At 61.4% G+C, this 12,418-nt stretch carries 10 protein-coding genes and 1 pseudogene; 7 read left to right on the top strand and 4 right to left on the bottom strand.

Annotated elements, in window-relative coordinates; translation table 11 throughout:
• Positions 1-116: 116 nt before the first annotated feature.
• Positions 117-1,385 carry an IS256 family transposase gene (locus ACFLEY_RS04590; protein ID WP_038952271.1) on the top strand — a complete coding sequence of 423 codons (1,269 nt, stop codon included), beginning with the start codon at positions 117-119 and terminating at the stop codon, positions 1,383-1,385.
• A gap of 10 nt (positions 1,386-1,395) precedes the next feature.
• On the opposite strand, the gene ACFLEY_RS04585 is transcribed toward ACFLEY_RS04590, so the two are convergent.
• A complete protein-coding gene (locus tag ACFLEY_RS04585) occupies positions 1,396-1,947 on the bottom strand; it encodes a recombinase family protein (RefSeq protein WP_396604538.1) in 552 nt (183 codons plus the stop codon).
• A 510-nt stretch (positions 1,948-2,457) separates the two neighbouring features.
• On the opposite strand from ACFLEY_RS04585, the gene ACFLEY_RS04580 reads away from it, so the two are divergent.
• The 6 genes and pseudogenes from ACFLEY_RS04580 to tnpC (ACFLEY_RS04555) all read left to right on the top strand — a co-directional run.
• Complete coding sequence (locus tag ACFLEY_RS04580; RefSeq protein WP_396604537.1) at positions 2,458-2,979, top strand: IS66 family transposase zinc-finger binding domain-containing protein; 522 nt, start codon at positions 2,458-2,460, stop codon at positions 2,977-2,979.
• Positions 2,980-3,177: 198 nt separating this feature from the next.
• The gene (locus ACFLEY_RS04575; protein ID WP_373565448.1) at positions 3,178-3,486 is read left to right on the top strand and encodes a transposase; all 309 of its coding nucleotides are present in this window, start codon (positions 3,178-3,180) and stop codon (positions 3,484-3,486) included.
• Positions 3,483-3,839 (top strand): IS66 family insertion sequence element accessory protein TnpB, encoded by a 357-nt coding sequence (tnpB, locus tag ACFLEY_RS04570; RefSeq protein WP_018273742.1) that lies wholly within the window; start codon positions 3,483-3,485, stop codon positions 3,837-3,839. Before ACFLEY_RS04575 ends, tnpB begins: the two co-directional genes overlap by 4 nt.
• A gap of 50 nt (positions 3,840-3,889) precedes the next feature.
• Positions 3,890-5,440, top strand: a complete 1,551-nt coding sequence (gene tnpC / locus ACFLEY_RS04565; protein WP_060910101.1) for an IS66 family transposase — start codon at positions 3,890-3,892, stop codon at positions 5,438-5,440.
• Positions 5,441-5,487: 47 nt separating this feature from the next.
• Complete coding sequence (locus ACFLEY_RS04560; protein ID WP_063824268.1) at positions 5,488-6,087, top strand: UPF0149 family protein; 600 nt, start codon at positions 5,488-5,490, stop codon at positions 6,085-6,087.
• A 49-nt stretch (positions 6,088-6,136) separates the two neighbouring features.
• A pseudogene (gene tnpC / locus ACFLEY_RS04555) lies at positions 6,137-7,249 on the top strand (IS66 family transposase); the annotation flags it as partial.
• Between the two features lie 729 nt (positions 7,250-7,978).
• Here the strand turns inward: tnpC (ACFLEY_RS04555) and ACFLEY_RS04550 are convergent.
• The 3 genes from ACFLEY_RS04550 to ACFLEY_RS04540 all read right to left on the bottom strand — a co-directional run bounded on the left by ACFLEY_RS04550 (position 7,979) and on the right by ACFLEY_RS04540 (position 12,194).
• On the bottom strand, positions 7,979-8,845 hold the full coding sequence (locus ACFLEY_RS04550; protein WP_011084835.1) for an electron transfer flavoprotein subunit beta/FixA family protein: 867 nt from the start codon (positions 8,843-8,845) through the stop codon (positions 7,979-7,981).
• 511 nt (positions 8,846-9,356) lie between these two features.
• Entirely contained in the window at positions 9,357-11,105 is a 1,749-nt protein-coding gene (gene nifA / locus ACFLEY_RS04545; protein ID WP_396604536.1) for a nif-specific transcriptional activator NifA, read from the bottom strand.
• Between the two features lie 252 nt (positions 11,106-11,357).
• Positions 11,358-12,194 (bottom strand): SDR family NAD(P)-dependent oxidoreductase, encoded by an 837-nt coding sequence (locus ACFLEY_RS04540; RefSeq protein ID WP_060910099.1) that lies wholly within the window; start codon positions 12,192-12,194, stop codon positions 11,358-11,360.
• Positions 12,195-12,418 lie beyond the last annotated feature (224 nt).

Below are 12,418 nucleotides of genomic sequence, written 5' to 3'. Positions count from 1 at the left end.
CTCGGGTCCCGCATCAGCCGAGCTATGGCGGAATCTGGGTGATGACGGTGTGAGGAAGGCGGCGTATCGAGGCGGGTGACGAGCCTGCCAGAACCTCTCGAGGAGAGCGATACGCCATGACCGAGACTACCAATGTTCTTGCTTTCCGTCAGCCGTCCGCGGTTGATGATCCACTGACCGATATCGTTCGAGCCGGCGCGCGGGACCTGCTTGCCAGGGCGATCGAGATCGAGGTTGGCGCGTTTCTGGCCAGCACGGCCAATCTGACGCTGCCCGACGGTCGAGCGCGCCTGGTCCGACATGGGCACGGTCCGGTGCGCGAGATTGCGACCGGCATCGGTCCGGTGGAGGTCGCTCGTCCCAAGGTCCGCGACCGCGGAGCGAGCGGGCCAGGCGACCGCCTCCGCTTCAGTTCGGCAATCCTGCCGCTATGGGCGCGGCGGACGAAGAGCCTGGATGCCTTGATCCCGGTCCTCTATTTGCGCGGCATCTCGACCGGCGACTTCCAGGAGGCGCTCTCGGCGCTGCTCGGCAAGGATGCGCCGAACCTGTCGCCTTCGGTGATCGCCGGCCTGAAGGCCGATTGGCAGGTCGAGTACGAACGCTGGCAGAGACGCGATCTGTCGGCGCGTCGCTATGTCTACATCTGGGCCGATGGCGTGTACCTGCAGGCCCGCATGGAAGATCACAGCGAATGCATGCTGGTGCTGATTGGCACCACGCCGGAAGGCAAGAAGGAGCTGATCGGCTTCCAGGTCGGCGTGCGCGAGAGCGCGCAGAGCTGGCGCGAACTCCTGATCGACCTGCGGCAACGCGGGTTACGGATTGCCCCGCAACTCGCCATCGGCGACGGCGCCCTCGGCTTCTGGAAGGCACTGGACGAGGCCTTTCCCGGCACGCGGCACCAACGATGCTGGTGCCATAAAGTGAGCAACGTACTCGACAAGGTCGCCAAATCCGTGCAGGGCCCCATGAAGAACGACCTGCGGAACATCTATCTGGCCCCACACCGGGCCGAAGCTGAAACCGCGATCGACGTCTTCGTCGAGAAATACCACGTCAAATACGGACGTGCGGTGGAGTGCCTGATCAAGGATCGCCATGCGCTGCTCGCCTTCTTCGACTTCCCTGCTGAGCACTGGATCCACCTACGCAGCTCGAACCCGATCGAGAGCGTCTTCGCCACGGTGCGCCACCGAACGGTGCGGACCAAGGGATCGCTGTCGCAACAAACTGCGAAGCTGATGGTGTTCAAGCTCATCGACGCCGCATCGAAGACCTGGCGGCGATTGAAGAGCACGAACCAGTTGCCGAAAGTCATCGCCGGTGTAAAGTTCATCGACGGAATCGAAGTCATTCCGAACACTGAAAGCCACGCCGCCTGATCAGGCCGCGTCACCCAAAATCAGCCATAGCTCGCATCAGCCCGATTGGCAGCATAACCGCAAGTTCGCCGCGTTCGGCTTTGGCCAGCAGGCCGGCGGTCAGCCGGCTGCGGATCGTATGTAGCTCAAGCTCGGAGATCGAACCCTTCAGCCCGAGAAGCAACCGTCCGTTGGGAGTGCCCGGATCATAGACACCATCGCGGTCGGCGATCAGGCAGCCACGTAGACCACAGATATCCAGGAGCGGATACCAGTCGGTACAATTACGCGCCAAGCGGGTCACGTCGATCGACAGGATGAGTCCCACTTCACTCAGGCCAACACGGCCAACGAGTTCCTTGAAGCCGTTACGCTGTGCTATAGACGCGCCGCTCAACCCGAGATCGGCATCAATCACGTCGATGGCCGCCTCACGCCATCCGAGTTCGCGGGCGCGCTGGCGAAGCGCGTATTGAAGGCGCAGGCTCTCCTGATTGCTTACGACCTGATGGGGCGTCGACTGCCGGATGTAGACTACGGCTTTGCGCGCCAAGTGGCTTGGTGTGACCAGCTCGGACTTCATGAGGGATCTCCGCCAAAATTGCGGCGACGTCTTCGACGATCTGGCGTCGGAGCGCGGGCGTCAGCGTCGACCAAAGATCGGCTGGATCCATGCTCATGTGCGTCGGGACAATCCGCTGTCGATAAAAGCTCGAGTAGAGCCTCCATACTCAGCTTAATCTGATTTGCCTCTTGCTCATAATATTCGATTGCGGTTGCTTGAATCAGAAGACTGCTTCCTGCGCGATACTCAACTTCATACGAAGCGGGAATGCCTCGGCCTCGCTGACCGATCTTCCTAATCACTCGATATGAGCGCCCCCACAAAGGATGGTGGGGGTCCCGAACCTCGACCACCTCCGGAAATGATTCGTCAGACTCACTATCAGGGACATTCCTCAATCCCCTCGTTTGAAGGGCTGAACTGGAAGCGAGTGGGCGAACGGATTGTCGCGACGACGCCAGCTGCGGCGAACTGACTCAGACCCGACAACCTGTTTCGCGCGGGGCTTTGGGATGATAGCTTGCGGATGTGCCGCCGTCCCCCTTTGATCCCGCCCGTCTTGCAGCGCTGCCCGCCGATTTGCGCGCGCTCTTCCGCGCGCAGGAAGCGATGATTGAAGCCGAGCGTCGTCGCGCAGACGATGAATGCTCGGCGCGCCTTCATGTCGAGAGTGAACTGGCTGCGTCCAAAGAGAGCGTCGAACGCCTCGAACTGCTCGTGAAGGAGTACGAGCGCGCACGTTTCGGTAAACGCTCGGAGAAGTTCAATCCCGATCAGATGCAACTGGTTCTCGAGGACATCGAGATTGCCATCGCCGAAGTCCAGGAACGCCAGGACGATCGTGCGCGCCGCGCCGGCACGGCGCCGTCCAGCCGCCGGACCAGGCGCGCTGCCCGTGCCTTTCCCGCGCACCTGCCGCGCATCGAGCAGGTGATCGAACCCGAGAACCTCGAGTGTCCCTGCGGCTGCGGCCGGATGGTCCAGATCGGCGAGGATCGCTCCCGCCGTCTCGATGTCATGGCCGCCCAGTATCGTGTGATCGAGAGATAGCGGTACGACGACCCCACCTCGTTTAGGTGGACGGGATGAGCGAGACTCGCGCGTGGATTTGACAACGCGAGGGACGCTCGTTCCATGCATCAAGACAGACATCAAGACGGGCATGATGCCGCCTCCTATCAGCGGATCGAGGTGATCACAGGGGAGAGGCGACGGCGCAGTTGGAGCGATGCGGAGAAGGCGCGGATCGTGGCCGAGAGTGCCGATCCGGAGACGAGCATTTCCGAGGTGGCTCGACGCAACGGGGTGAACCGGGGACTGCTCAGTGTGTGGCGGCGCCAGGCGCGGCTCGCGTCGAGCGAAGCGCCGCAGTTCGTGCAAGTCAGGCTCGAGGCCGCCGTCGAGGCGCAGCCGAACGCGATCGATAAGGCGCATGTTCTGACGGATCCGGCCGAGCGGATCGAGGTGATGATCGCGGGCGCGACGGTGCGCGTGCCCGTCGGCGTCGACGCCGCGACGCTGGAGCGCGTGCTGGCGGCGGTGAGATCGACGCGATGATCTCTTTCGGTCCAATGGTCCGTGTGTTCGTCGCGACGCAGCCGATTGACTTTCGTAAAGGCGTTCATGGCCTTGTCGCGCTGGTAGCGGAGGGATTAGGCGGCAAGCCCTACAGCGGTGACGTTTATGTCTTCCGATCGAAGCGATCGGATCGTTTGAAGCTACTGGTTTTTGACGGCTCGGGAATGGTTCTAGCGACGAAGTGGCTGGAGAATGGGGGCTTTGCCTGGCCACCTGTTCGCGAGGGTACGATGCCGGTGACGGGGGCGCAACTGGCGATGCTGATTGAAGGTCTTGCGGAGTGGTCGCGTGTGGTCCCGAAGGTGACGAAGCGGCCGACGAAGGTTGCCTGAAGCGTCTTGTTTTGCTGGCGATTGCGAGTGCGTTCGTGTAGCTCTGCGATATGGCGCTTCGCCCCGAAGATCTCCCCTCTGACCCTGCGGCTCTTGCCGAGATGGTGCTGGCTTTCGAAGGCGAGAACGATGATCTGCGCGCAGAGATCGCCACGTTGAAGAGCCTGATCTTCGGCGCACGATCGGAGCGCGCGGCGATCGTCTGCGCCGAACAGATCGCGTTTGATCTGGAACGGACCGCCGGCTCACAGCTCCCGGCCAATGACGACAAACCGGACGCGCCGCGGCCGGAGCGGCGCAAAGCGAAGCGCAACATCGGCGCGCTGCCGGCGCATCTGCCTCGGGTCGAGCGGGTGATCGAGCCGGCGTCCACGCTGTGCCCGTGCTGCACGGGTCAGATGCATCGGATCGGCGAGGAGAGCAGCGAAGCGCTCGATCGGGTTCCCGCGTGGCTGCGTGTGCTCCGCACGATCCGTCCAAAATACGCCTGCCGCTCCTGTGAGGGCCCGATTGTCCAGGCCCCGGCACCGGCGCGGCTCGTCGAGGGCGGCATGGCAACGACGGCGCTGATCGCGCATATCGCCGCGGCCAAATATGCCTGGCAATCGACGCTCTATCGCCAGACGCAGATCCTGGCGGGTCAGGGTGTCGTCGTCGACCGTCAGACGCTGGCGCGCTGGATGGGGAGCGCGGCGTGGCTGGTCAGGGGCCTCTACGATCTGCAACTGAAGACTATGCACGGCTTCGAGCGGCTGTTCTGCGACGAGACGCCGATGCCAGTTCTCGATCCGGGACGCGGCCGCACGAGGATCTGCCAGTTCTGGGCGCACGCGACGGACGATCGGGCGTGGAAGGGGCCGGCGCCGCCGGCGGTCGCCTACGTGTTCGCAGGCGGTCGCGGCAAGAAGGAGATCGTGGCGCAGTTGGCCGGCTTCGAAGGCGTGCTGCAAGTCGACGGCTATGCCGCCTACACCTCGCTGGCCGGCGATGCGAAGATGTCGGGCCAGATCCAGCTGGCGTATTGTCTCGTTCACGCGCGCCGCAACTTCGTTAGGGTGCACAAGACGACGAACTCACCCCTCGCCGCGGAGGTTATCGAGCGCGTTGCGGCCGTCTACGCGATCGAGGAGAGGATCCGCGGTCTCGACGCTGGGGAACGCCGCGCGACGCGACAGGCCGAGACGAAGCCGCTGATGGAGGCGTTGAGGGCCCGTCTGATCGCTGTGAAGGACGGGATCTCCCGCCGCTCGACGCTCATCAAGGCGATCGACTACATGCTCGAACGCTGGCAGGGCCTGACGGCATTCCTGGATGACGGGCGGCTCGAGCCGGACACCAACACGGTCGAGCGATCGATCAGGCCAATTGCGATCGGAAAAAAGAACTCGTTGTTCAGTGGTGACGAAGGCGGGGGCGAGACCTGGGCGATACTCGCTTCGCTTCTTAACACAGCGAAATTGAATGGCCTCGACCCCGAGGCGTATCTCGTCGACGTTCTCGATCGCATGGTGAGCGGCGCCACGAAGACCAACCAGCTTCACGAACTTCTGGCCTGGAACTGGAAGGCCGCACGCGAAGCCGAAAAGCGGGCCGTGGCATGACGAAGCCGAAGCAAGGGCGGGGAACGCGAAAAGCACGCAAGACGACGATGGCGGACTATGCCATGTCGTTCGAACGGCTCGGGCAATGGATCAGCAAGCGCGCCAGGTCGCCGACGCTTCGGCATCCGCGGGCGACGTCGCTCTCCATGCTCGATGGCGCGGTGGCCGCGGTCGTCGCCGGGCCGGTCTCGATGGCGTCCGAGGAATGGGTGTGCCCGCTCCTCGGCGTAGACCCCGACGCCTTCAATCACGACACCGAGGAGTTCTCGGCGATCGCCGCCACGCTGATGCGCCACAACGCAATCGGCGAGACGCTGTCGACGAGACCGGAGAGCTTCGAGCCGCTGTTCGTGCGATCACCGGACGGCGAAGTCGACCCGCGGCCCTGGTGCATGGGCTTCTACGCCGTCATGAAGCTTCGGCTTCTCGTCTGGTCGCGGCTTCTCTCCCCGAACGGAACCGAACACCTTATGCTGCGGCCGATCTTGGTCCATTGCATCGACGACGCCGGTCGGCCCTTGCTACCTCCGGCCCGGCGCACGCTGGGAACGCAGCCCATTGTCCAAAACGCCTGGCGCGACATTCCAGCAACCGTCGAGGCCCTGCGGCAGTTCTGGATGCCTATACGCTTCAAGCGCGGTGCGTAGGCCGTCCGCACCAAGTCCGTGGCTCCGTGGGCCTCTCGTACCGTTTACGATCGAGACGGTGCGACCGCGCTACGCCTGCGCAAAGGGCTGCACCGGTGTTGCTCAGGCGCCGGCGCCCGCCCATCTCGTGGAGGGTCATCCCCACCGAGGCGCTGCTGGCGCAGGTGGCGGTCGCCAAGTTCAGCGAGCACATGCCACTCTATCGTCAGTCGCAGGTTCTGGCTCGGCATGGCATCTTCATCGATCGCGCCGTTCTGGCAGACTGGATGGGAACGGTCGCCTTCCACCTCGCGCCGCTGGTCGAGCGCATGAGCGTCGTGATGAAGCAATCGGGCCGCTTGTTCATAGACGAGACCAGGGCGCCTGTGCTCGATCCGGGCCGGGGCCGAACGAAGACCGGCTATCTGTGGGCTGTCCTGCGCGACGATCGCGGCCACGGCGGCGCTGATCCACCAATCGTGGTCTACCACTACGCGCCAGGACGCGGTGGTGACCATGCTGAGCGCATCCTCGAGGGCTTCGACGGCATCCTTCAGGTCGACGGATACCAGGGCTATCATCGGCTCGCACGGCCCAAGCGCAAAGGCGGCGTGCCGCTGCGGCTGGCCGCATGTTGGTCCCACTCAAGGCGCAAGATCATCGCAGCGACTCCGAAAGCCGGCTCACCCATCGCCGAAGCCGTTCTCGCGCGCATCGCCGCACTCTATGCGATCGAGAAGGAGATCCGTGGCGCCGACGCCCCGGCTCGGCAAACGACCCGTAACGAGCGATCACGGCCGCTCGTCGCTGAACTCGAGAGGTTTCTGCGCGAGCAAGCGCTCGCCTGTCGCCGGGCAGCGAGATGGGCAAGGCGATCGCCTATCTCCTGAACCATTGGGATGGCCTCACCTTGTTTCTCGACGATGGTTGCGTTGAGATGGACACCAATCCCGTCGAAAATCAAATCAGGCCGCTGACTCTGACGCGTAAAAATAGTTTATTTGCTGGTCACGACGAAGGTGGTCGTTCATGGGCGCGCATAGCTTCGCTCATCGCCACCTGCAAAATCAACAGCGTGGAGCCCTACGTCTGGATGAAAGCGACGCTCAAAGCGATCGCAACCGGTCACCCGCAGTCCCGGATCGACGAGCTCCTGCCCTGGTCGTTCGGCCGCACCTCGTAATTCTCCGTCGTTGCCGCCTCCATACCCCCCGCCAACGATTTGCAAACACGTTGATCAACAGACTGCAATCCCCACGCCAAACCTTTGCGAATGGGACGCGAACGTCGCTTACTGTTCTTCGCATTCGCGGTTACCCCCTCTTAGTTTTTACTGGCTAACAGCAACCATCATGCCAACTCTTGAATTTGCTCCGTCAGATTCCGAAGAAGCTGGTATAACACTCGTGACCTATCCTCATAGCAAGTGCATAGCACTTGAGAGGCTGCGCACCGCCGTCAGGAACGAAACAGCGGCTGTTCACATACCTACACGGCTGCTGAATTGGCGGATTGCTTCAAAGGCGCCGCATAGGTTGGCTTTGCTCCTTAAAGCCAGCGACAGGGCTTTGGACGTGCAGACGGCAGCGCTAGCATGGTGACCCGGGTTGCTGACGTATTCCGTCTTTGCTCGCGACCGGTACGGAGGAAGCAATGGTCTTCCACGGTCGAACACGACAAAACGGAAGATCTGAAATATGCGCAGGCCTGTTTGGCCGTGCCCCGGCAATCCTGGGCGGCTCCGGACTCGATCGTAGCGATAACGTGCTCTACGGAACATGCGGCCTCAGCCGATGGCGAGATCGACGGATGGCATAGCAAACTCTTATGGTAGCTTACCGCGTTGCACAACGACATGTTGCGCTCTCATCGACTCGGGGGCGGGCGTTGATACATTTCTTGGAGCGCGTTGCTAACATTGCCCGGACAGTCCAGATCGGGCGTCACGAGCAAGTGTCGCCAGATCGGTTTCGAGCTTCGGTTGATTCAAGAAGATTGCGTCTATTAGCGCCTGCGCCGGCTGCTCGGCGGACTCAACCAGCGCCGCCCTCTCGGCCCGCGCAGGGGGAGCGAACACACGTTTGACGACAGTCGGCGAGCCCTTGAGCCCACATTTGGAGATGTCTTCGACACCTGCATCTTGCGCGCTCCATTTCACGATTTTGGCTCGCGCGGCACGCAAGGCATCCGCCATCGCGCCTCGCCGAATCTGATTCGTCGCCTCAAGCATGGTGATGAGGCAGGGCAACCTAGTGTGCAGAACCTGCACACCGCCTTCCGAGCGCCGCTCCGCTTCAATTGTTTCATTGGCGACGTCCACGGATCTGACCTTCGCAACGTAAGTTAGCTGCCCTACGCCCAGTCGCTTCGCGATGCCAGGACCAACCTGCGCTGTATCGCCGTCGATGGTCTGCTTTCCCGTGAAGATGAGGTTTGCCGGACCATATTCCTTGCCAATTTTCCGGATCGCTGTTGCAAGCGCATACGTAGTGGCCAGCGTATCCGAGCCCGCAAAGCAGCGATCAGTAAGTAGGACGGCGCGATCAGCACCATAAGTCAGCGCCTTTCGCAACGACTCCTCTGCCGATGGCGGCCCCATGGTAAGCACGGTAATTTCGCCACCGAACCGATCGCGCAGCCCCAGCGCGGCCTCGAGCGCGAATAGGTCATACGGGTTGATGATGGTCGGCACTCCCTGACGCATGATTGTATTGGTCACGGGGTGCACGCGGATCTGCGCCGAGTCCGGAACTTGCTTGATGCAGACAATATTATGCAAGGTGTTGCTCCTAAAGTTACGTCAGCTGGGAAGAGAACAGCAAGTGTTGTACCATCCCCGCCGCTTGGGACCGCGCTCGCTGTCACAAGGCTTAAGACCGGGTAGTGCGCCCTCTCTACCCCGCGCTTCCTGAAAGGGATGCCGGCACAAAGCAGGCTCGGACAGCGCTGTTTCGCAGCACCACGCTGGCAAGTGGCGGCGGGACTGCTTGCGGATTGACTGCCGCTAATCCCCTGCAGGCCCGGACCGGTCGAGGGTCATTAAGCATTGCGTTCGCCAATCCGGCTTGATTGAGATAAGGATGATAGCTCTTTGCATACCGGCGGTTCGCGATTGTGCGACTCGCAGGTGAGGCTCTCCGCCCCATCTGTCGCTGAATAGTTGAGCCCTTCTCGGGGTCGCGGCAAGCCGACGCCCCCGGCGGTCCATTCCCCTCAGATTGCTAGATTAACTACGCGGACCGTCTTCACTTATCGATTTGGCGGAATCAGTCCAGGCCGATGCGGGGCGCTCAGAACCGCTTTATCTCGATTCCGTATTTCCTCAGCGCGTAGCCGACTTGGCGCGGGGTTAGCCCGAGTAGGCGCGCTGCCTTGGCCTGCACCCAGCCAGACTTTTCCATAGCCGCAACGACCCGCTCGCGATCAGCCATTCTCGCACCACTAACGAGAACTGTGCCGGAAGGTGCCAATGAGCCCGGTTCGCAGACAGCCTGCGGCGGAGGGGCCGTTTCAGCCAGCGGGATGATGGACTTTGCAGGCACCGGTTGCATCGGTGCCGCCGGGTCTGTCTTGCCATACGATGTGCTTTTCCAAAGCGTCGTGGAAAGGCATTGGCCTTGGCTGCATGCAAAGTCACTTCTTACAATCGATGATCCGGCACTGAGTGTCGCGGTCCGCTCGATGCAGTTCTCGAGTTCGCGGACATTTCCCGGAAATTTACAGCTCATCAGTACATCGATCGCACTCGCCTCCAGAGTAAGAGAGCGGCCGTTCTCGCTGTTAAACTTTCTGAGGAACTCTCTTGCGAGCAGCGGAATATCACTGCGTCTTTCGCGAAGCGGCGGCAACAACAAGGGAACTACGCTAATACGATAGTAGAGGTCCGCGCGGAATTCGCTCCTTGCCACAGCCTCTTCAAGGTTCCTGTTGGTCGCAGCTATCACCCGAACATCGACTTTAATCGTGTGATTGCTGCCGACGCGCTCGAACTCCTGCTCTTGCAGAACTCGCAGCAACTTCGCCTGGAACGGAGCTGAGATCTCTCCGATCTCGTCAAGAAATAGCGTCCCTTTGTCAGCAAGCTCGAAGCGCCCCTTGCGGGCGCTGACAGCACCGGTAAAGGCACCTTTCTCATGGCCAAACAATTCCGATTCCAGGACCGTCTCGGGGAGCGCCGCGCAATTCAGCTTAACGAACGGCCGCTTAGCACGAACGGACGACTCGTGAATGGCCTTGGCTACCAGCTCCTTCCCGGTACCGGATTCGCCACGCAGCAGAACCGTGCTGTTTGATCTGGCTACAACGACAATCTTCTCAAGCAGTGCGCTCAGCGCCGGGCTGTCGCCAATGATCCCGTGTGCCTGAAGCTGCTTGCGCTCGCGAGCGGGCGGCCCACGATCAACTGTCTGTTTCTCTAGCCGGTCCTTGTCCACCAACGATTGTTCGCGATCGCCGGCGAACAAGCGATGTAACTTGATCGTTTGTCCTATCACGTTCGCGACCATGGCGAGCAGCCGCGCATCGTACTCGAGAAGACTTGAACTGCCTTCCGGGATACGGTCGATCGTCAGCGTACCAACGACCGTCGAATCAACGCGAATCGGGACCCCGATGAACGCTACCGGTATACTATCAGAGGCGCCGAGAACCTCCCGGTCGGCAGCGCTGAAGGCCGTCTCGGCGGCTACATTCTCGACCATAAGAGACCTGCCTGTCGCTACGATCTCGTGGATTGCTTTCTGCGGCACGCACGTCCGGTAACGTTCGTCAGTGCCTTCGCTCCAGCCGGCGCCAACTGTAAGTTCTGGAACGCCGTCATCGTTGAACAGCGAGACGAGGCCGTGTCGCATCTGCACAAACGATTGCAGAAGACCGAGAACGTTGGCCAAGGTGACTTCGAGCCGGCCGGGAGCATTTAGTATTTTCGATATTTCGAAGATGCCGGCCAGCGCGCTCTCATGCGACGGCTCCCCCGGGGGGGCACGCTCCGGTTCCGGCTGCGAGGCAGGTCTTTCGCTCGAGGAGGGGATATGCAGCATAAGCCTGTCTCCGTTTCCTTGATCATCCTCCCTGGACCCATGTCCGGATTGGCGAGGTTCGTTTTGCATGTCACTCTCGATCTAGCGCCAAGTGTTGACGAGATGACATCGAACCGTGACACTTTTTCATGGCACGACAGTAAACTTGCCGTGTGCCTTCGATTCATTTTCTGTTGATTGTATGCGCGCGGTCAGCGGAGAACGTGAGTCCGTTGGGAAGCTCAAGTCAGCTTCGCCGCCGGGCCGGCCGCTTCACAGATGCTGGCCACCGTTGATCGGCACCTCGGCACCCGTAACATAGCTCGCCGCATCCGAGCATAGGAAGAAGATGACCTTGGCCACTTCGTCCGGAGTACCCACTCTGCGCAGCGGGATACTTGCCACGACGCGCGCTTCCGCGTCGGGCGACAGCATGTCGGTCCTGATTTCGCCGGGCGCGATCGCATTGACGCGAATGCCATGCGGCGCATAGTCGTGGGCCAATTCGTGTGTGAGGCTCGCAAGCGCAGCTTTCGAGGTCGCATAGGCGCTACCGGCGAATGGGTGCACCCGCGAGCCCGCGATTGAAGTCACATTCACGATCGATCCTGACGCGGCTCTTAGCTCATCAAACAAACCCTGCGCCAGCAGGATCGGAGCCACCAGATTAAGATGAAAGACCCTCATCCAGGTATCGGTTGAGGTGGTCAACGATGTCATCCGATCGCCTGTGGGCGTTTTCGGCGACACACCCGCATTATTCACCAGCGCGTGCAAGGGCGCACCGGCCAAGCGTTTCTTAACCTCGGTGATTGCGCGCGGCAGCATTCGATGATCGCCGAGGTCGACCTGGAAATGATCGTCATTCCCAGCCTCCCAGGGGCATCGCTCGCCGTCGAACGGTTGGCGTGCGCAAGAAATGATGCGCCAGCCTGCCTCCGAGAATAGCTTGGCAGTGGCATGGCCAATTCCGCGCGATGCCCCGGTGAGTAACATCACCTTCGGTTCTCCACGATCAACGCGCGCATTAACGGCGTCAACGAGGCGATCCAAATGTGCTTCGGGCAGCGGACCTCGGATCAGATTGTCATTTGGCAGATCGAGACCCACGGCCGCCTCCTCTACTTTTGCGCCCGCGCACGCGTAGCAGGATTTGCGCCACTGCGATGCACGTAAATACGCTTCCGTTTTGCGTCCTAATGTCGCGCACGCGGAATGCTTGGCGCATTCAAGACAGCGGAGGTGAGCTTTCTGACAGCGATGGTGACTCTGCTACGTAAGTTCGCGAGCACTCGCCCGCTTCATGAAAGGGCTACCCAGCCCGCGTTCGCTTT

It is taken from the genome of Bradyrhizobium sp. YCK136, from assembly GCF_044570075.1.
In the GTDB taxonomy this organism is placed as follows: Bacteria; Pseudomonadota; Alphaproteobacteria; order Rhizobiales; family Xanthobacteraceae; genus Bradyrhizobium; species Bradyrhizobium diazoefficiens.
This window is presented reverse-complemented; position numbering and strand designations above follow the sequence as displayed.